This is a genomic window from Diaminobutyricibacter sp. McL0608 (genome assembly GCF_039613825.1).
Taxonomy (GTDB): Bacteria; Actinomycetota; Actinomycetes; order Actinomycetales; family Microbacteriaceae; genus Diaminobutyricibacter.
The window spans coordinates 1,812,593-1,832,757 of record NZ_CP154826.1; the positions used below are offsets into that span (position 1 = coordinate 1,812,593).

The 20,165-nt window shown below is 67.2% G+C and carries 16 protein-coding genes; 7 read left to right on the plus strand and 9 right to left on the minus strand.

The window, feature by feature from the left end; genetic code table 11:
• Positions 1-5 precede the first annotated feature (5 nt).
• The 3 genes from sucB to AAYO93_RS08585 form a co-directional block, all read right to left on the minus strand.
• Positions 6-1,559, minus strand: a complete 1,554-nt coding sequence (gene sucB, locus AAYO93_RS08575) for a 2-oxoglutarate dehydrogenase, E2 component, dihydrolipoamide succinyltransferase (protein ID WP_345764561.1) — start codon at positions 1,557-1,559, stop codon at positions 6-8.
• 68 nt (positions 1,560-1,627) lie between these two features.
• Entirely contained in the window at positions 1,628-3,001 is a 1,374-nt protein-coding gene (gene lpdA, locus AAYO93_RS08580) for a dihydrolipoyl dehydrogenase (RefSeq protein ID WP_345764562.1), read from the minus strand.
• Positions 3,002-3,106: 105 nt separating this feature from the next.
• Complete coding sequence (locus AAYO93_RS08585) at positions 3,107-4,594, minus strand: leucyl aminopeptidase (protein ID WP_345764563.1); 1,488 nt, start codon at positions 4,592-4,594, stop codon at positions 3,107-3,109.
• Positions 4,595-4,691: 97 nt separating this feature from the next.
• Between AAYO93_RS08585 and AAYO93_RS08590 the strand changes: the two genes are divergently transcribed.
• The 6 genes from AAYO93_RS08590 (at position 4,692) to AAYO93_RS08615 (ending at position 11,279) form a co-directional block, all read left to right on the plus strand.
• On the plus strand, positions 4,692-5,621 hold the full coding sequence (locus tag AAYO93_RS08590) for a proteasome assembly chaperone family protein (RefSeq protein WP_345764564.1): 930 nt from the start codon (positions 4,692-4,694) through the stop codon (positions 5,619-5,621).
• A gap of 4 nt (positions 5,622-5,625) precedes the next feature.
• Complete coding sequence (locus AAYO93_RS08595; protein ID WP_345764565.1) at positions 5,626-6,270, plus strand: class I SAM-dependent DNA methyltransferase; 645 nt, start codon at positions 5,626-5,628, stop codon at positions 6,268-6,270.
• A gap of 39 nt (positions 6,271-6,309) precedes the next feature.
• Positions 6,310-7,644 carry an MFS transporter gene (locus AAYO93_RS08600; protein ID WP_345764566.1) on the plus strand — a complete coding sequence of 445 codons (1,335 nt, stop codon included), beginning with the start codon at positions 6,310-6,312 and terminating at the stop codon, positions 7,642-7,644.
• 202 nt (positions 7,645-7,846) lie between these two features.
• Positions 7,847-9,232 (plus strand): RNA polymerase sigma factor, encoded by a 1,386-nt coding sequence (locus AAYO93_RS08605; RefSeq protein ID WP_345764567.1) that lies wholly within the window; start codon positions 7,847-7,849, stop codon positions 9,230-9,232.
• A gap of 8 nt (positions 9,233-9,240) precedes the next feature.
• Positions 9,241-10,527, plus strand: coding sequence for a MurT ligase domain-containing protein (locus tag AAYO93_RS08610; RefSeq protein WP_345764568.1), 1,287 nt, complete (start codon positions 9,241-9,243; stop codon positions 10,525-10,527).
• Positions 10,524-11,279 (plus strand): type 1 glutamine amidotransferase, encoded by a 756-nt coding sequence (locus AAYO93_RS08615; RefSeq protein WP_345764569.1) that lies wholly within the window; start codon positions 10,524-10,526, stop codon positions 11,277-11,279. Before AAYO93_RS08610 ends, AAYO93_RS08615 begins: the two co-directional genes overlap by 4 nt.
• A gap of 37 nt (positions 11,280-11,316) precedes the next feature.
• Here the strand turns inward: AAYO93_RS08615 and alr are convergent, their stop codons facing one another.
• From alr to AAYO93_RS08630, 3 genes are read right to left on the minus strand one after another with little or no spacing between them, the layout of a single operon-like run.
• Positions 11,317-12,387, minus strand: coding sequence for an alanine racemase (gene alr / locus AAYO93_RS08620; RefSeq protein WP_345764570.1), 1,071 nt, complete (start codon positions 12,385-12,387; stop codon positions 11,317-11,319).
• Positions 12,384-13,082 carry an alanine racemase C-terminal domain-containing protein gene (locus tag AAYO93_RS08625; RefSeq protein WP_345764571.1) on the minus strand — a complete coding sequence of 233 codons (699 nt, stop codon included), beginning with the start codon at positions 13,080-13,082 and terminating at the stop codon, positions 12,384-12,386. Before AAYO93_RS08625 ends, alr begins: the two co-directional genes overlap by 4 nt.
• A 46-nt stretch (positions 13,083-13,128) precedes the next feature.
• On the minus strand, positions 13,129-13,365 hold the full coding sequence (locus AAYO93_RS08630; protein WP_163289797.1) for a DUF7455 domain-containing protein: 237 nt from the start codon (positions 13,363-13,365) through the stop codon (positions 13,129-13,131).
• Between the two features lie 213 nt (positions 13,366-13,578).
• Between AAYO93_RS08630 and AAYO93_RS08635 the strand changes: the two genes are divergently transcribed.
• Positions 13,579-15,660 carry a DNA gyrase/topoisomerase IV subunit B gene (locus AAYO93_RS08635; RefSeq protein ID WP_345764572.1) on the plus strand — a complete coding sequence of 694 codons (2,082 nt, stop codon included), beginning with the start codon at positions 13,579-13,581 and terminating at the stop codon, positions 15,658-15,660.
• Between the two features lies 1 nt (position 15,661).
• On the opposite strand, the gene AAYO93_RS08640 is transcribed toward AAYO93_RS08635, so the two are convergent.
• The 3 genes from AAYO93_RS08640 to AAYO93_RS08650 are packed head-to-tail and all read right to left on the minus strand — an operon-like array spanning position 15,662 to position 20,113.
• Positions 15,662-17,056: a DHA2 family efflux MFS transporter permease subunit gene (locus tag AAYO93_RS08640; RefSeq protein WP_345764573.1), complete on the minus strand. Its 1,395-nt coding sequence runs from the start codon at positions 17,054-17,056 to the stop codon at positions 15,662-15,664.
• Between the two features lie 2 nt (positions 17,057-17,058).
• The gene (locus tag AAYO93_RS08645; RefSeq protein ID WP_345764574.1) at positions 17,059-17,586 is read right to left on the minus strand and encodes a PadR family transcriptional regulator; all 528 of its coding nucleotides are present in this window, start codon (positions 17,584-17,586) and stop codon (positions 17,059-17,061) included.
• A gap of 52 nt (positions 17,587-17,638) precedes the next feature.
• Positions 17,639-20,113, minus strand: a complete 2,475-nt coding sequence (locus AAYO93_RS08650; protein ID WP_345764575.1) for a DNA gyrase/topoisomerase IV subunit A — start codon at positions 20,111-20,113, stop codon at positions 17,639-17,641.
• Positions 20,114-20,165: the final 52 nt, after the last annotated feature.

Here is a 20,165-nt window from a genome sequence, read left to right on the forward strand (position 1 = left end):
CGCGACTAGATTCCGAGGTTCGGTTCGAATGCGCCGCCCTCGAGGCGGTTCTTCACCGCGACCAGGAAGCGTGCGGCGTCGGCACCGTCCACGATGCGGTGGTCGTACGACAGGGCCAGGTACACGGTCGAGCGGATCGCGATCGAGTCCGAGCCGTCAGCGGTCACGACGACAGGCTTCTTGGAAACGATGCCCGTTCCCAGGATCGCCACCTGAGGAAGGAAGACCACCGGGGTGTCGAACAGCGCGCCGCGCGAGCCGGTGTTCGTCAGCGTGAAGGTTCCCCCCGCGAGCTCGTCCGGCTTCAGGCGGTTCTCGCGCGTACGCTCCGCCAGATCTGCGATCTCGCGAGCAAGACCGGCGATGTCGAGGTCACCGGCGTTGCGAACGACCGGGGTGAGGAGACCGCGCTCAGTGTCGACCGCGATCGAGATGTTCTCGTGGTCGGGGTAGACGATCGAGTCGCCGTCGATTGTCGCGTTGATGACCGGGTACGCCTTCAGCGCTTCGGCTGCAGCGAGTCCGAAGAACGGCAGGAACGAGAGCTTCACGCCCGTCTTGGCCACGAAGTCGGCCTTCACCCGGTCGCGCAGAGCAGCGACCTTGGTGACATCGACCTCGACGACGGTCGTGAGCTGTGCCGACGACTGCATGGAAAGGACTGCGCGCTCGGCAACGACCTTGCGCAGCCGTGACATCGGCTGCGTCGTGCCGCGAAGAGGCGAGACCTCCAGCGGAGCGGGGGCAGCGACGGGCGCCTCTGCAGGCGCAGGAGTCGAGGGCGTGCCCGCGTCGAGGATGTCCTGCTTGCGAATACGGCCACCGACACCGGTTCCCGTCACGTTCGACAGGTCGACGCCCTGCTCGTTGGCGAGCTTGCGAACAATCGGGGTGACGTAGCCGGAACCGACGTGCGCGCCGGTCGGTGCTGCGGCAGGAGCGGGAGCGGCGGGAGCAGCGACAGGTGCAGCCTCCGCGGCAGGTGCCGGTGCCGCTACGGGCTCCGGCGCAGCCGGTGCCTCGGCGGCGGGCGCCGCCACCGGCTCGGCCGCGACCGGCTCGGGCACGACGGGCGCCTCGGCGACCGGTGCGGGAGCCGCGACGGGCTCTGCCGGTGCGGGAGTCGCTACCGGCTCGGCGGGAGCCTCTGCGGGCGCCTGAGCAGGCTCTGCGGGGGCAGCAGGGGCTTCAGCGGCCGGCGCCGGTGCCTCGGGAGCAGCAGCAGGCTCGGCCGGAGCGGCCTCAGGCTCAGCGGGCGCAGCCGGGGCTTCGGCCGGAGCGGCTTCGGCAGCGGGCGCGGCCGGGGCCTCGCCTCCACCGGATCCGTCACCGATCGTTACGAGCGCAGTGCCGACCTCGACGGTCTCGTCCTCCTGCACGAGGATCGCCTCGATCACACCTGCCACAGGGGAGGGGATCTCGGTGTCGACCTTGTCGGTCGATACCTCGAGCAGGGGCTCGTCGACCTCGACACGGTCCCCTACGTTCTTCAACCAGCGGGTGACCGTGCCTTCCGTGACACTCTCACCGAGTGCCGGGAGGCTGACGGATTCGCTCATGACGTTGTCTCCTTCAAAACCAATTTCGTTCAGTAGCTTATTGCAGGTCCGGGGCGCGAGTCGCCGGATTACAGGGTGTGGAGCGGCTTGCCCGCGAGGTACAGGAACGCCTCGCCGAGAGACTCGTTCTGCGTGGGGTGCGCGTGAACCAGCGGGGCGATGTCCTCGGGGTAGGCCTCCCAGTTCACGGCGAGCTGGGCTTCGCCGATGAGTTCGCCGACGCGGGCGCCGATCATGTGCACGCCGACGACCGGGCCGTCGTTCACGCGAACGACCTTGACCGAACCGGAGGTGCCGATGATCTCGCTCTTGCCATTGCCTGCGAGGCTGTAGTCGTAGCTCGAAACGTTGTCGGCGCCGTACTGCTCGACGGCGCGCGACTCGCTGAGACCGACCGAAGCGACCTCGGGGTCGCAGTAGGTGACCTTCGGGATGTTCACGTCGGGGATCACGACGGGGTTGAGGCCCGCGATCTCCTCGGCGACGAAGATGCCCTGCTGGAAGCCGCGGTGCGCGAGCTGGAGGCCGGGAACGATGTCGCCGACGGCGAAGACACCCGGGATGTTGGTGGCGAGTCGCTCGTTCGTGATGACGAACCCGCGGTCCATGGTGACGCCGACCTCTTCGTAGCCGAGGTCGGCCGTCAACGGGCCACGGCCGACCGCGACGAGCAGGAGCTCTGCCTCGACGGTGTCGCCGTTCTCCAGCGTGACGACGACGCCGTCGTCGTTCTGGGTGACACCCTGGAAGCGGACGCCGAGGCGGAAGTCGATCCCGCGGCGGCGGAACGCGCGCTCGAGCGCCTTGCTGATCGCTTCGTCTTCGTTGGGGACCAGGTGAGGCAGTGCCTCGATGATGGAGACCTCGGCGCCGAACGACTTCCAGACGCTGGCGAACTCCACGCCGATGACACCGCCGCCGAGCACAGCGACCTTCTTCGGTACGAAGTCGAGCTCGAGCGCCTGCTCGCTCGTGATGACACGTCCGCCGATCTCGAGACCGGGAAGCGAGCGCGAGTACGAACCCGTTGCGAGAATCACGTTCTTGCCGACGATCGTGTCGTCGCCCACCTGGACGGTGGTGGGGGAGATCAGGCGGCCGGTGCCTTCGATGACCGTGATGCCGCGCGCCTTCACCAGACCCTGGAGGCCCTTGTACTTCTTGGCGACGATGCCCTCGCGATACGTCGTGACACCGGCGATGTCGATGCCCTCGAACGTCGTGTTGATGCCGTACTTCGACGACTCACGCGAATAATCCGCGACCTCCGCCGCGTGGAGCAGGGCCTTCGTGGGGATGCAACCCCGGTGAAGACAGGTGCCTCCGACCTTGTCCTTCTCGATCATGCCGACAGTGAAACCGAGCTCGCTCGCGCGCAATGCTGCCGCGTAGCCTCCGCTCCCACCGCCGAGCACCACAATGTCAAAGTTCTGCTCAGACACCCAGCTACTCCCTCGCGCATCAGGATTCGTGACACGACCCTGCCCTTGAGTGGTAACTCGGGGGCAGGCGTTGAAAGGCAAGAATTTCTTGCCTCTACGACCTTACTACTGTCGCGAAAAGTCCTCGGCCAGACGGATGAGCGCGCGTACGCTGACGGCGGACGGACCTTTGCCGGTGAATCCGTAGGGGGCGGCCGGGCCCTTCGCCGGTCCTGCGATGTCGAGGTGCGCCCAGGGGATGCGCGCGGCGTCATCGCCGTCTCCGTTGGTTCCGACGAATTCCTGGAGGAACACGCCGGCGAGCAACATTCCCCCCGCTGTGTTTCCCGGGTTAGCGTTCGCGATGTCGGCGATGTCCGAGTTGATCGTCGCGCGCAATTCGCCCGGGAGGGGCATCGGCCAGAGCAGTTCGCCGGTCGCCGTGGCGGCGTCGACGACCTGCCCGACGAACGCGTCATCGCCCATGACGGCCGCGTAGCGCGTGCCGAGCGCGACCATCGCAGCCCCGGTCAGGGTCGCGACGTCCACGATGGCGTCGGGATGCTCTTCACTCGCGGCGACGAGGCCGTCGGCCATGACGAGACGCCCTTCGGCGTCCGTGTTCAGCACCTCGACCGTCTTGCCGCCGCGGATGCGGAGCACGTCGTTCGGGCGGATGGCGTTGCCCGAGGGCATGTTCTCGGCGATGCACAGCCACGCGGTGACGCGCACCGGAAGCTGGAGCTGCGCCGCCGCGAGGGTGACGGCCAGAACCGTCGCCGCGCCGGTCATGTCGTATTTCATGCCGACCATCCCGGTCGGCGGCTTCAGCGAAAGGCCCCCGGTGTCGAAGGTGATTCCCTTTCCGACCAATGCGAGGTGCTTGCCTGCACCGGCCGGCGAATACGCGACCTTCACGAGGCGTGGACCGCGGGTCGACCCCTGGCCCACCCCGAGGATTCCGCCGAATCCTTCCGCTTCGAGCGCCGCCTCATCCCAGATGGTGACGTCGACGGGAAGGCCTTCACTGCTGTCCGCCGCGGCCCTGGCCAGAGAGGCCGGGTACAGGTCCAATGGGGGAGTGTTGACCAGGTCCTTCACGAGAGTGACGGCCTCGGCGACGGCTGTCGCGTGTGTGACCAGCGCATCCGCATCCGCCACGTCTCCGACGATCACGACGGACGAAACGGGCTCTTTCACCGAGGCGGCCGACGACACCCGGTAGGCCGTGAAGGCGTACGCGCCGAGGGCCGCACCCTCGAGGAGCGCGCCTGCTTCGGCGTCGCCGCTGAACGGGATGGCGACGGCCACCCGCTGAAATCCGGCGAGCTGGCGGATGGCCGACCCGGCCGCATAGCGCAGCGCATCCTCAGTGCGTTCCGCAGGGATCCCGATCACTGCGACCGGCGCCTCGCCGGCTCCCCGGGGAAGCCGGACGAGCTCGTCCTTTCCTCCACCGAAACCGATGGCGTCGAGTTGCGCTGCGATCGCGCCGAAGTCGGATGCGGCGACCAGCGCGACAGACCCGTTCGTGACCGTGGCGCCGATCACCACCACGTCGAGATCGGTGCTGGGAGGGACGGATGCGGAGAACGCGAGTGCAGGCACAGTCATGGTTCGAATGTAGTCGCATGCAGGTGTTCGCTCTCGGCGTGCGCACTACCCCGCGGTTCCCGGCAATGCCGCAGCGGGCGCCGTTTAGAGTTGAATCATGCAGGACCCAGCCGACCTCTATGAACGCAATCCTGACCTCCGCGAGGTCCCGGAAGGGTTGAACCTGGTCGCCGGCCTGACCGGATTCGCCGATGCCGGGGCGGGCGTCACCCAGCTCGGCACCTATCTTCTCGGCACGTTGGACCACGATGTCGTCGCGACGTTCGACGCGGACATCCTGCTCGACTACCGCGCGCGCCGCCCGACGATCTACTTCGACCAGGACCACCTGACCGACTATGAGCCGGCGACACTCAAGCTCTATCTCGCGTACGACGAGCTTCGTCAGCCGTTCCTTCTTCTCACCGGTTTCGAGCCCGATTTCCAGTGGGAGCGTTTCACCACGGCTGTGCTCGGCCTGATCGACAAGCTCAAGGTCAAGGGCGTCACCTGGGTGCATTCCATTCCCATGCCTGTTCCTCACACCCGGCCGATCGGGGTGACGGTGAGCGGAAACCGCGCGGACCTGATCGACGCGATGTCGATCTGGAAACCGCACACACAAGTCCCGGCGAACGCTCTCCACCTCGTCGAGTACCGGCTTCAGCAGCTCGCGTATCCGATCGCCGGTTTCATCCTGCTGGTCCCGCACTATCTCGCCGACACCGAATATCCGGCCGCCGCGATCACGGCGCTCGAGAGCATCAGTGCCGCCACGGGCCTGATCTTCCCGACCGACCGCCTCCGTCAGGAGGACCGCGATTTCGTCGCCAACATCGACGAACAGGTCGCATCGAACCCCGAACTCGGTAAGCTCGTCGGCGCTCTCGAAGAGCGTCACGACAGCTATATGCAGGACACCAACCTCCGCTCCCCGCTCACGGACGAAGACGGCGAATTGCCGTCGGCCGACGAGATCGCCCAGGAGCTTGAGAACTTCCTCGCCTTCCGTCGCCATGGCGACGATGAGAACGGCCAGTCGCGTTAACGGGATGGCCGGGTCGTCCTTCCTCGACGTCGCACGCGCGGCCTACGACACGGTCGCAGTCGACTACGCGGCACTGCTGAAGGACGAGCTCAGCGTCAAGCCGTGGGATCGCGCGATGCTCGCGACCTTCGCCGAGCTGGTGCTCGCCGACGGCTCCGGCCCGGTGGCGGATCTCGGATGCGGTCCGGGACGGATCACCGCCCACCTCCACCATCTCGGTCTCGACGCCTTCGGCATCGACCTGTCGCCTGGCATGATCGCCGTGGCTCGCGCCGCGTATCCCGACCTCAGGTTCTCGGAAGGGACGATCACTGCCCTCGACCTCGCGAGCGGGTCCCTCGCCGGGGCGGTCGCGTGGTATTCGATCATCCACACCCCGCCGCCGGAGTTGCCGGCCGTCTTCGCCGAGTTCGCCCGGGTGCTCGCTCCGGGTGGCAGACTCCTTCTCGCGTTCCAGGTCGGCGACGAGCGGCGTCACCTCGACCAGGCGTACGGGCATGCGATCTCCCTCGACGCCTGGCGGCTGTCTCCGGAGTCTGTGGTGCGTCAGCTCGGCGAGGCGGGACTCGAGGCGGATGCGCGCCTCGTCAGGGAACCCGACGCGTTCGAGAAGGTCCCGCAGGCGTTCATCGTCGCCCGCCGTCCGTAGCCGGCGAAGGTCGTTCCTCCGGCGTATTAGCCTCTAAGGGTGAACTCGCGACGATCCTGGCTGATCTTCGCGGTCGGTGTATTCGGCTACCTGGTGGCCGTGATGCAGCGCACGACCATTGGTGTCGCGGGTGTGGCGGCGACCGAGCGGTTCCACAGCACGGCATCCGTCCTGTCGACGCTCGCCGTCGTGCAGCTCATCGTCTATGCAGCCATGCAGATCCCGGTCGGCGTGCTCATCGACCGGGTCGGGTCGCGCTGGCTGATGACCGTCGGCACAGCCCTGATGATCGCAGGACAGGTCACCGTCGCGCTGGCGCCGACCATCGGGATCGCCGTCATCGGCCGCATCCTGGTCGGGGCCGGCGACGCCACGATCTTCACCTCGCTCATCCGGCTGACGAGCTCCTGGTTCACCGGGCGTCTCGTCCCTCAGCTCTCCCAGTGGATCGGCAACATCGGGCAGCTGGGCCAGGTTCTGTCGGCCATCCCGTTCGCGCTGATACTCCACCAGTCGGGCTGGACGACCGCATTCCTGAGCGCGGCATCGCTTTCGGTCGTCGCGCTCGTCGGCATCGTGGCGTTCATCCACGACCGACCGGTCGGTTCTCGTGAGGGACCGCGGCCCACGAACTGGGCCGAGTCGCTGCGTCTGCTCCGCGTCAGCCTGCAGCGGCCGGGCACACAGCTCGGATTCTGGTCGCACTTCGTGACGCAGTCGTCCGGCACGGTATTCAGCCTCATGTGGGGTTTCCCGTTCATGGTCTACGGGCTGGGGATCGACCCGAGCCTCGCGGCCGGTCTTCTCATCGTGATGGTCGTTGCCGGGCTGATCTCCGGGCCCATCCTCGGCCTGCTCACGGCACGGTTCCCACTACGACGGAGCAACCTGGTCCTCGCCATCGTCGCCATGATGGGCCTCGCGTGGGCGACCGTCCTGCTCTGGCCGGGCACACCGCCGTTCTGGCTGCTCATCCTGCTTCTGGTCGCCATCGGGATCGGGGGACCGGGGTCGCTCATCGGTTTCGACTTCGCCCGCACCTCCAATCCGTTGCACAGCCTCGGATCGGCGAACGGAATCGTCAACGTCGGAGGATTCCTCGCGAGTTTCGTGATGATGTTCCTGATCGGCGTGGCGCTCGATGTCGAGAACAATCTGCACATCGCGGCTGGCCAGCCGTCCGATCTCTACGCACTCGACTCCTTCAGGTGGGCGTTCGCGATCCAGTACGTCATCATCGGCATCGGCGTCGTCTTCCTCGTCCGCGCCCGCAGGCGCACGCGCCGCCGACTCGCCCGGGAAGAGGGAATAGAAGTGGCACCACTCTGGGTTGCATTGAGTGAAGCGTGGAGGCGGCGCGGGCGTGAAGCCTGACAAAGGCCGTGGCTGGGGGCTCACCTAAAGCGTGCAATAATTGATGATCGGACCCGTTCATATCCTGGGCGCGGCGTATCTACGATCGTCGCGAAAAAGACTCAGGACTTGACATGGGTCTTAGTAATGTCCGCATGCAACCTGAGCCAGGCAGTGTCACACGAGTGCGAACCCGTCTCCGCTTGGTATGAAAGGTGTTCACATGGCAACCCGACCAGCAAAGACCGTTGAGGCGGAGGCGCCCGCAGAGGCGACCGCAGCTGCGGTGAAGCCGGCCCTCAAGCCGGCCGCGACGAGCAAGGCCGCGACCGCCAAGAGCGGAACGAAGACGACTGCCGCGCGCGGCGCTGCAGCGAAGACGGTGGTGAAGCCCGTCGCGAAGACGACTCCCGTCGCCGAGGCGAAGCCGAAGAAGCGCGCGAGCGCGAAGGCCGCCGACGACGATGACGAAGAGGTCGACCCCGAGGCCGTCGTAGAGATCGACGAGACCGACGAGGCCGAGGTCGAGGTCGTCGACCCCAAGGCCGAGACGGAAGACGCCGACGCTGACGCCGACGGCGGCGATGACGACGAAGAGAAGCCGGCCTCCCCGGAGGAGCCGCTGCCCACTGGTGCGCTCGTCCTCCGTGCGGTCGACGAAGACGATGACATCCCCGTCTACTCAGCGGCGATCACCGGAGCCACGGCCGACCCTGTCAAGGACTACCTGAAGCAGATCGGTAAGGTCGCACTTCTGAACGCGGCCGAAGAGGTCGAGCTCGCGATGCGCATCGAGGCCGGACTGTTCGCCGAGGACAAGCTCGCCAACACGCCCAACCTCCCCAAGGAGCTCGAGCGCGAGCTCAGGTGGGTCGCGCGCGACGGACAGCGGGCGAAGAGCCACCTGCTCGGAGCGAACCTCCGTCTGGTCGTTTCGCTCGCGAAGCGCTACACCGGTCGTGGCATGCAGTTCCTCGACCTGATTCAGGAAGGCAACCTGGGCCTGATCCGTGCGGTCGAGAAGTTCGACTACACCAAGGGCTTCAAGTTCTCCACGTACGCCACCTGGTGGATCCGCCAGGCGATCACGCGCGCCATGGCCGACCAGGCACGAACCATCCGCATCCCCGTCCACATGGTCGAGGTCATCAACAAGCTCGCCCGGGTCCAGCGGCAGATGCTGCAGGACCTCGGCCGCGAACCCACGCCAGAAGAGCTGAGCCGCGAACTCGACATGACCCCTGAGAAGGTCATCGAGGTGCAGAAGTACGGCCGCGAGCCGATTTCGCTGCACACCCCGCTCGGCGAAGACGGCGACAGCGAGTTCGGCGACCTCATCGAAGACACCGAGGCAGTCGTCCCTGCGGACGCCGTCGGGTTCACCATGCTGCAGAAGCAGCTGGAGAGCCTCCTCGATTCCCTCTCCGAGCGCGAGGCCGGCGTGATCCGCATGCGTTTCGGGCTGGGCGACGGGATGCCGAAGACACTCGACCAGATCGGTGACACGTTCGGTGTGACGCGCGAGCGCATCCGCCAGATCGAGTCGAAGACGATGGCGAAGCTGCGCCACCCGTCCCGCTCGCAGTCGCTCCGCGACTACCTCGAGTAGGCAACCGGGTGCGGTACAGGCTGGCGGTCATCGCCGGTCGTCTCGCTCGCTGGGTGCTGCGGCTCCGTGGGGGCGGCTCTGCCGTCCCCGGCAGGGTCGCGCTCGCGATCGCTCCGCGGTTCCTCGAGCGTTCGATGACCCGGCTTCCTCTGGGCGTGCTCTTCGTGAGCGGCTCGAACGGCAAGTCCACGACGACGAACATGCTGACCGGGATCCTGCGCGAGCACGGTCTCGATGTCTTCACGAACCCGTCGGGCGGAAACCTTCCGCAGGGGATCGCGTCGGCGCTTCTCGCCTCGGTGCCCCTCGACGGATATGTGCGCGGGGATGTCGCGGTGATCGAGGTCGATGAGGCCTACGGTGTAAACTTGGCGACGATCCTCAAGCCGCGCGGCGCGCTGCTGCTCAATGTGCAGATCGACCAGCTGAACCGCTTCTTCGAGCCGGCCCGTGTCGTCGGGATGCTGCGTTCGATCGCCGACACTGCATCCGAGTTCGTCGTGGTGAACGCCGATGACGACAGCCTCCGGGGCGTCGGCGCGGAGCTTGCAGCGCAGGGCCGCGATGTGACGGCGTTCGGCGTCGCACCGTCGCTCATCGCGGCGTCGCCGAACGGTCTGGCGAACGTCGAGGATTTCGCAGGTGGCGCTGTCGGGGGGAGCGCCGAGAACGCACTCCCTGCATCCCGGGTGATTGTCGCGGCGCTCGACGCCCGTACTGCCCGCCTCGACGTCGACGCTTCACCGGTCGAGGTCGCGCTTCCGGCACGCGGACTGCACTACGCAGTGGATGCGGCCGGAGCTACGGCCACGGCCCTGCGCGTGCTCGGCGACCGGTTCTCGGCCGACGCCACCGCACGGGCGATGACCGCCCTTCGCACGGTCTACGGCCGTGGCGAGACCCTGCGCGTCGGCGATGAAGACGTCGAGATCATCATGATGAAGAACCCGCCGAGCCTTCAGCTGAACCTCGACTATCTCGCGGAGCCTCCCGAGCAGGTCTTCGTCGCCGTCGACGAGGGCACCCCGGATCCGTCCTGGGTGTACGACATCGACCTTTCGTCGATCACCCACGTCGACGTGGTCTCCGGCACGAAGGCTTGGCAGTTCGCGACACGATTCGCCTACGACGGGATCCCGGTGACCTCGGTCCTGCCCGAGCTCCGTCCAGCGCTCAAGGCCTTCCTCGATCTGCCGAAGCCGACCCGGGGGACGAAGACGATGATCGTCAACTACGAGCAGATGATGCTCATCCGCAAGCAGCTCGGATTCCTCGAGTTGGAGGGCAGCCCGTGAGCGCCCCGGTGAGAATCCTGCACCTCTATCCCCGTGAGCTCGGAATCAACGGCGACGCCGGGAACGTGACCGCACTCGTGAAGCGCGCCGAGTGGCGGGGGCTCGAGGCCACGGTGCACCACCATGACGTCGGCGACGAGTTGGTCACGGCGGTCGACATCATCCACATCGGCAGCGGCCCGTTGTCGTCGCAGCGCATCGTCCACGAGGACGTCCTGCGGATCGCGGCCGCCCTTCGCGAGCTTGCTTCATCCGGTGTCCCGCTCCTCGCCGTCGCAGGCGGCTGGCAGCTCCTCGGGCACCAGCTGGTGACGAGCGACGGCGAGACGCTTGCCGGCGCGGGAGTCTTCCCGTCGCTCGCGACACTCGGCACTGAACGACACGTGGGCGAAGTGGTCGTCGACTCCGCCGACGGAGTACTCGCAGGCTTCGAGAACCACTCGGCCGCGACCGTCCTCGATGCGGGCTCAGAGCCGCTCGGAACGGTCGTCGAGGGATTCGGAAACGGTGCGGATCCCACCGGCCGGCGAGTCGAGGGCGTCCGGGTGGGCGAGTCGGTCGGGACGCACCTGCACGGACCCGTCCTGCCGATGAACCCCGTGCTCGCCGACCGCATGCTCGCGGCAGCACTTGCGCTTCGTGGGGAAGAACTGCCTCAGCCGATCTCGCGCGAACTGTCGGGGGCCGACGGTTTCGCCGCGAACGCCCGACGCGCGATCGCGCAGAGAACCGGCGCCAGGACAGCTCGCTGACGGGGACCCGCCGTCAGGTCGTGCAGATCGGTCCGGATCAGCCGATGTAGACGCGCGTCACGCGCGGCATCACACCGGTGACCAGCTCGTCGCCGATGGTCTCGGCCCAGTCAGCCCACGTCTCCGCCGTCGGTTCACCCTCGGCGCCTGAACCGAATACGACGGCGATGTCTCCGACGCGGACGCGATCGCTGCCGCAGTCGATGACGGTGCTGTCGACGCCCACCTCGACGACCCGCCGGCGCACGCCGTTCACGAGCACGGACGCTTTCGCCGTTCCCAGGGTCGGGACACCGTCGGCGAATCCGATGCCGATTCGCGCCCGCGTGCTCCCGTCGACATGAATCCCCGCGACGGGCGCCTCGAGTCGCATCACCGGTACGAGTCCGAGCTCGGTGCCGGATGTGTCGTCGAAGGGGGAGATCCCGTAGGCGGCGATGCCGAATCGGACGAGATCGAAGCGAGCCTCGGGCATTCGGATTCCTGCCGAGCTGGCCGCCAGGTGCAGGACCTCGAAGACAGCGCCGCGCTCCTCGGCGACGGCGACCGCCTTGTGGAACTCCGCCAGCGCAGCTTCGTCGTCGGCGATGGATGCGTCAGCCAGGTGCGACCATGCCGCGCGCACCCGCACGACCCCCGCGTCCTGCAGCGCGAGGGCGGCGTCGACGAGCGCCGGCCAGTCCTCGGGACTGGCACCGTTGCGGCTGAGTCCCGTGTCCACTTTGAGGTGGACGACCGCGGGGCGGTTCGCGGCGGCGCGCTCGATCGCGTCGAGCTGCCAGCGAGCCGAGATGCCGAGCTCGATGTCGGCCTCGATGCCGGCCAGGAAGTCGGTGTTCGGACCGTGGAGCCAGGCGAGGAGCGGAACAGTGATCCCGGCGTCGCGGAGCACCAGCCCCGCCGGGATCTCCAGCACGGCGAGGGCTGTCGCCCCGGCGTCGAGCCCGGCCCGCGCGATCGGGATGAGTCCGTGTCCGTAGGCGTCGGCTTTGACCGCCAGCATGACCTCGGCGGGCGCCGCGATCTGGGCCAGTCGGGCGACATTGTGCCGCAGAGCGGCGAGGTCGATGACGGCACGGGGGAGCGCGGCGGTGTTTGCGACTGTCATGGGTAGATCCGCTCGATCCGGCTGCCCAGCCCGCTCACGATGACGGCGGCAGCGAGGCCCGTGGCATCGGCCCACTGGGCAAGAGATGGTTCCGCTTGCTCAGGGTCGCCGAAGAGGACGGCTTCGTCGCCGACGGACGCAGTGTTGCCGTCGAGGTCGACCACGAACTGGTCCATGGCGATGCGGCCGGTCACCCGCCCGACGAAGTCGCCGATCCTGACCGGCGCGCGGTTTGACGCGACCCTGGGGATGCCGTCGGCGAAGCCGAGTGCGACGAGAGCGAGCGTGGTCGGTTTGCGAGTGCGGTAGGTGTAGCCGTAGGAGACCCCGCGATCCGCCGGCACGTTCTTCACCGCGATCACCTCGCCGACGAGCCGGAAGGCACTTCGGGGTGCGGCGGAGTCGAGGCCGTAGAGCGCGTGCCCGACGACGGGGAACGCTTCACTCTGGGTCGGCGCCACGATGGCGGCCGTGATCCCGGCAGCCGCGAGAGTCTGGACATCGTCGGGCCGGGACACCAGGAACGCGGCGCCGCCCTCCTCGGCGAGTGCGCGTGACACAGGAACGAGGCCGTGGCCGTACGCGTCAGCCCGGACATCGATGAGGGCCTGGTCCGGCGCTGGCGCGCTCCGATGGAAGTTCTCTACGAGGGCCGAAAGGTCGACGAAAGCCTGCCTGCGCACACCTGTCGACACCGATCGAACCCCTCGAGTAGGTCAGCTACCGTGAAGCGAAGTGGGACTACGCGCGCTGCTCCTCGAACAGGCGAGCGGTCTCGTCGTGCCAGCTGTGCGCGATCTCGGACAGCTTCTCCTGGTGCTTCTTGCCGTGGTGGGCGCAGAAGAGGAGTTCACCGTTGTTCACGACAACGCGAATGTACGCCTGGGCGCCGCAGCTGTCGCACCGGTCGGCAGCCGTGAGTTGCGGCCCGCCGGCGAGCTCGTCAACCGCACCGTTCTCCGTGGTGATCGTCGACATGTGATGCTCCTCTCAATCCGAACCGTTCAACTCGGTATGTCTATAGAACCACGTTCACCTGTGAGAAACGAGGCGAACGGAGGGTATTTCGCTCAACGCGTAGCACCCCTCCGGGCGGGTGTCGGTGGCGTATCGTGCTCGTCGCTATCAGTACGCTTGAGTCTGGCAAGGCGTTCAGGAGCACGGGCGCCGCAACGTGTGCAAGGAGCGTTCGTGTCGAGCTCGGACTATTCAGCCAGGCATCTCTCCGTTCTGGAAGGACTGGAGGCGGTGCGCAAGCGCCCGGGGATGTACATCGGGTCGACGGACTCCCGAGGGTTCATGCACTGCCTGTGGGAGATCATCGACAATTCGGTCGACGAGGCATTGGCCGGTCACGGGAGCCACATCGAGGTCATCCTCCACCCTGACGACAGCGTCGAGGTGCGCGACTCCGCCCGGGGGATCCCGGTCGACATCGAACCGAAGACCGGCCTCAGCGGCGTCGAGGTCGTCTTCACGAAGCTCCATGCCGGCGGCAAGTTCGGCTCCGGATCCTACGCTGCCTCCGGCGGGCTGCACGGTGTCGGCGCGTCCGTGGTGAACGCGCTCTCCGAGCGGCTGGATGTCGAGGTCGACCGCGACGGCAAGACCTGGGCGATGTCGTTCCACCGTGGGGAGCCGGGCGTGTTCGCCGACCATGGCCCCGCAACACCCGACGCTCCGTTCACGCCGTTCGAGAAGGGCAGCGAACTGCGGGTGGTCGGAAAGGTGAAGAGAGGAGTCACCGGAACGCGCATCCGCTACTGGGCGGACCGGCAGATCTTCACACGTGGCGCCGAGTTCCAGGGCGACGACCTGCTCGGGCGCGCCCGCCAGACGGCCTTCCTCGTTCCCGGCCTGACCCTGACGATCGCCGACAACCGCGGCGAACAACCCGTCGACACGACATTCAGCTACCAGGGCGGGATCTCGGAGTTCGTCGACTTCCTCGCGCCGGACAGTCCACTCACCGAGACCTGGCGCCTCACCGGCGAAGGGCATTTCACCGAGACGGTTCCCGTGCTCACCGAATCGGGCGCGATGATGCCGACGGAGCTTCGCCGGGACTGCCAGGTCGACATCGCGCTGCGCTGGGGCACGGGCTACGAAACGGTGATGAAGAGCTTCGTCAACATCATCGCGACGCCCAAAGGCGGCAGCCATCAGCTCGGCTTCGACCAGGGCATGCTCAAGTTCCTGCGCCAGCAGGTCGAGCAGAACGCGCGCCGACTCAAAGTGGGCACCGACAAGCTGGAGAAGGACGACGTTCTCGCGGGTCTTACGGCCGTCCTGACGGTCCGTCTTCCGGAGCCGCAGTTCGAAGGACAGACGAAGGAGGTGCTCGGTACGCCCGCGGTACGCGCGATCGTCGCGCAGGTGGTCGCCAAGGCCATGGGCGAGCGGTTCAGCTCGAGCAAACGCGACGACAAGGCCCAGTCGGCCCTGCTCCTCGACAAGGTCGTGGCCGAGATGAAGTCGCGCATCTCTGCGCGCGCCCACAAGGAGACGCAGCGCCGCAAGAACGCGCTGGAGACCTCATCCCTTCCGGCGAAGCTCGTGGACTGCCGCTCGAGCGATGTCGCCAACAGCGAGTTGTTCATCGTCGAAGGCGATTCGGCGCTCGGCACGGCGCGTCGCGCGCGCGACAGCGAGTACCAGGCGCTCCTGCCGATCCGCGGCAAAATCCTCAACGTCCAGAAGGCGTCGGTCTCCGACATGCTCTCGAACGCCGAGTGCGCATCCATCATCCAGGTGATCGGGGCCGGGTCGGGGCGGAGCTTCGAGCTCGCATCCGCCCGGTACGGCAAGATCATCATCATGAGCGACGCCGATGTCGACGGCGCTCACATCCGGACGCTTCTCCTGACTCTCTTCTTCCGCTACATGCGGCCCATGATCGAGGAAGGCCGCGTCTTCGCGGCCGTGCCGCCCCTCCACCGCGTGGTCGTGATGAATCCCGGCTCGAAGCCCAACGAGACGATCTACACCTATTCGGAGGCGGAACTCCAGGGTGTCCTCGCCGGGTTGAAGCGGACCAACAAGCGCTACCAGGAACCGATTCAGCGCTACAAGGGACTCGGGGAGATGGATGCGGACCAGCTCGCCACGACGACGATGGATCGCACCCACCGGACGCTCCGCCGGGTGCGCGTGCCCGACGCCGAGCAGGCCGCGCGGGTGTTCGAACTCCTGATGGGGAACGACGTCGCGCCGCGCAAGGATTTCATCATCGCGGGTTCGGGAGATCTCTCCCGGTCGCGCATCGACGTCTGACTCAGGTCAGGGCCCGGTAGCGGCTGCGCGGCAGAAACAGGGACCCGACGAGCGCGATGCCGGAGAGAGCGATGAGAGCGTAGGCGGCCTGGTGGAGGCCCGACACCGGTCCGAGGGTGGCCGCGCTCTGGGTGAATCGAGTGACGATCACGGCGATGCCGATCGATGCGGCGATGCGCTGCCAGATGCTGAAGAGGGTGTTCGCGTCGGCAAGCCGTGCATCCTCCACGCCCCGCAGCATCACGGAGAGCAGCGGCGAGATCACCAACCCGATCGAGGCGGCACGACACGCGAGCACGAGCGACGTCACCCAGAGCGGCGTTGACAGTCCGATGACGAGTAAGGCGACGCTGGCGGCGGCCAGTAATGCGAATCCCAGTGCGACGGTCGTTCGAACGCTCAGCCGCTCGAGGAGCTTCGGACCGAACGCGAGGCTGAGTCCCGTGAGCACACCCTGGGGGAGCAGCGCCGCTCCCGCCGCGAGGGCTGAGTACCCCTGCGCAGTCTGCATGAATACGGGCAGTAGGAAGATCGCAGCGTACGTGACGACGGAGGCGAAGGCGCACAGGACGAGCGAGAGCACGGCGGGCATACGCCTGAGCAGTGTCACGTCGACGATGGGATGCGCCGACCGCCACGCCCACGCCGCATAGCCCCCCAGGAGAGCGAACCCGACGACGAGCGGGGCCCACGTCTCCGGGCTTCCCCATACTCCGGTCTCGCTGTTGCCGGCACCGAAGAGGAGGAGTCCGAGTCCGACGGCGAGAAGCACCCAGCCGATGAGGTCGAAGCGCGCACCAGGCTGTCCTCCGGCAGCAAGCGACCGGGGGATGCGCCGGACGCTGAACGCCGCAGCCAGACCGATCGGGATGTTGACGAGAAAGATGGCGCGCCATCCCCACAGGCCGATGAGCACGCCGCCGAGGCTCGGGCCGAGAGCCGGCCCCAGGAAGAGCATGATTCCCGCGACCGGCGACATCGAGCGCGCACCACCTCCGCTGCCGAGCAGCATGCTCATGGCGAGGGGAACCATCGGGGCCCCGGCGAGTCCCTGGAGCACGCGCGCTGCATTCAGGAACTCGGCCGAGGGTGCCACGGCACAAAGCAGCGACGCGAGGGTGAAAGCGCCTACGCTGAAGAGGTAGACGGGCAGTGTGCCGAAGCGGCGCGCGAGGTACGACGTGGCGGCGAGCCCGATTCCGAGCGCGAGGAGATACCCGCTGACCGCCCACTGCACGGTGGCGATGGGCGCGTGGAGTTCGGCTGCGATCGGCGAGACGGCGACGTTGACGATGCTGGAGTCGAGCATCGACAGGAGTGGACCGGCGAGCAGGGCGAACTGCACGACCGCTCCGAGGCGCGTGCGGGGCGCAGCCGCCGCATCCGGTGCCGTCATGGTCAGTTCTCCGCCAGCGGAGCCGTCGACGCCTCGTGCCGCATCCCGGCGAGCCATTCGCGTTCCGCCGTGCTCCGGCGAATCAGTTCCGTCGTGACCTCACGGTTCCAGAGGTCGTGCCTGGCGCGGTCGAGAAGCGCGGTCAGATGATGGATGCTCGCCTCGAGCGCCCGGTCGCGAGCATCCAGTATCGCGAGTCGTTCGGCGGGTTCCAGCAGGGAGAACTGTCCGAACCGGGTGAGGAATTCCAGTTCGTCCCCAGCCGCCTCGGGCGGGAGCTCGGCGAGCAGGTCGTGCAGCAGTTCGAGGCCGACCGGGGTGATCGAGTACACATTGCGCGCCGGGCGGCCCTCCTGTTCCTCTGAACGCCGCACGACGGCGCCCGCCTCCTCGAATCGTTTGAGGGCGGGGTAGAGCGAATTGTTGTGGAGCACGACCCCCGTCGTCTCCTCGACCCGCTTGCGGAGCTCATAACCGTGGGCGGGCTGCCGTCGCAGGTGACGGAGGATGATGATGTCGATCGAAGACATGTAGTCCAGTGTGACCTAGGTCACACTGGACGGTCAACCGTCACGTGACCGATCAGCCGAGCTGACGGCCGATACTTCCTACGACAGCGTCGAGTGTCACGCCCGAGCCGTCGCGTCGCGCACCGCCCTCGGGCAGCGTACGTGCTGCGCCATCCGGTGCCACCGCCAGGGCCGGCCCCCGGCCGACCCACGCCAGTGCCAACTCACCCTCGCCCTTCAGGAAGCGGTGCGAACGCACGCCGCCCGTCGCTCGTCCCTTCGCCGGAAATTCGGCGAAGTCGCTGACCTTCGCACTTCCCGGGTCCGTGCCGAGCAGCGTCTCGGTGCCCGTGGCGACGGTGACGACCACGGCGGCGTCACGTTCGACGGCGCGGATGGCCGAGAACGAGATGACCCGTGCATCCGCAGAGAGGTTGATACCCGCCATGCCACCGGCCGCTCGACCTTGCGGACGCACCGTGGACGACGGGAAACGGAGCAACTGGGAGTCGGATGCGACGAAGACCAGCTCGTCGGAGTCTGCTCCCTGTGCCGCACCGACCACTTCGTCACCCGGCTTGAGTGCGATGACCTCGAACTCGGGCTTGTTCGCCCAATCTCCAGCGGTGACACGCTTGACGACGCCCTGGCGTGTACCCAGTGCGATGGATTCGTCGGAGGTCAGTGAGACCAGGGCGAGGATCCGCTCCGTGCGGTCCGTCAGGGCGAGGTAGTCGCCGACGCGTACACCCGCGGCGAGCTGGATCGAGTTGGTGGGCACCGCAGGGAGGTCGACCGGGGAGAACCGGATCAGGCGCCCCTTCGAGGTGACCGCGCCGATCTCCGTTCGACTCGTCGTGTCGAGGCTCGACAGCACTGCGTCGTGCTTGCTGCGTCGCGCGGGCGCCTGGATGCGGTCGAGGCCGCCCTCGTCGTCCGGCTGCTGGTCGACGCGGACGATCCTTCCCGTCGTGCTGAGCAGCACACGGCACGCGATGTCCGCCACCTCGAGCACGACGGGCTTGCCGCGAGAGGACGTCGTCGCGATCGACAGCCGGGCTTCGGTCAGCAGGGTGCGACGGGGTGTTCCGAACTTCGCTGCGACCTGCTCGAGCTCGTCGGAGACCAGCTGGTCGATCCGTGCGCGGCTGCCGAGGAGCTCTTCGAGCTCGGCGATCTCGGCACGCAGCTGGTCCTTCTCTGTCTCGAGTTCGATGCGCGAGAACCGGGTGAGCCTGCGGAGCCGGAGCTCCAGGATGTAGTCGGCCTGCAGCGTGCTCAGGTCGAAGACGTCCATCAGACGCGTCCGGGCCTGTTCGGTGTCGTCACTGGTGCGGATGACCTGGATGACCTCGTCGATGTCCACGATCGCTATCAGAAGGCCCTCGACGAGGTGCAGGCGTTCCTGGCGCCGCGCCAGACGATACTGCGATCGCCGCGTGACAACACTGATGCGGTGGTCGAGGTAGACCTGGAGCAGCTCACGCAGCCCCAGAGTCTGCGGTCCGCCGTCGACGAGTGCGACGTTGTTGATGCTGAAGCCGTCCTCGAGCGGCGTGTGCCGGTAGAGCTGCTCGAGCACTGCCTCCGGGCTGAACCCCGTCTTGATACCGATGACGAGCCGGAGACCGCGCGTGCGGTCGCTGAGGTCGGTGACATCGGAGATGCCGCTCAGCTTCTTGGAGTTGACGCCGTCCTTGATCTTCTCGATGACCTTCTCCGGTCCCACGAGATAGGGGAGTTCGGTGACGACCAGGCCGCTCTTGCGTGCGGTGATGCTCTCGACGCTGACCTTCGCGCGCGTCTTGAAGCTGCCGCGACCGGTGGCATACGCATCCCGCACGCCGGCCAGTCCGACGATGGTGCCGCCGGCCGGAAGATCAGGTCCAGGCACGTACTCCATGAGCTCGTCGAGCGTCGCCTCGGGGTTCGCGAGCAGGTGCCGTGCGGCCCCGACGACCTCGATGAGGTTGTGCGGGGCCATGTTCGTCGCCATACCGACGGCGATGCCGCTCGCGCCGTTGACCAGCAGGTTCGGGAAGGCCGCCGGCAGCACATCGGGCTGCATGAGCTGGTTGTCGTAGTTGGGCACGAAGTCCACGACGTCCTCGTCGAGATCCTCGGTGAGCGCGAGTGCCGCTGCGGCCAGACGAGCCTCGGTGTAACGGGGAGCGGCCGGGCCGTCATCCAGCGACCCGAAGTTGCCGTGCCCGTCGATCAGCGGAACGCGGAGGGTGAAGTCCTGCGCCATACGCACGAGCGCGTCGTAGATCGCGCTGTCACCGTGCGGGTGCAGCTTTCCCATCACCTCGCCGGTGACGCGGGCCGACTTGACGTGGCCGCGATCGGGGCGGAGTCCCATCTCGGTCATCTGGTACAGGATGCGCCGCTGCACCGGCTTCAACCCGTCGCGTGCGTCGGGAAGAGCGCGCGAGTAGATCACCGAGTACGCGTATTCGAGGAACGACCCCTGCATCTCGGTCGTCACATCGACGTCTTCGATTCGCTCAGTCGACGGAGCTGGTGTGGGGTCGTTGGTCGGATTCATGCGTGCAATCTGGGAGGCGTGCTGGGGGCACCGAAGGGACGAGTGACTACCT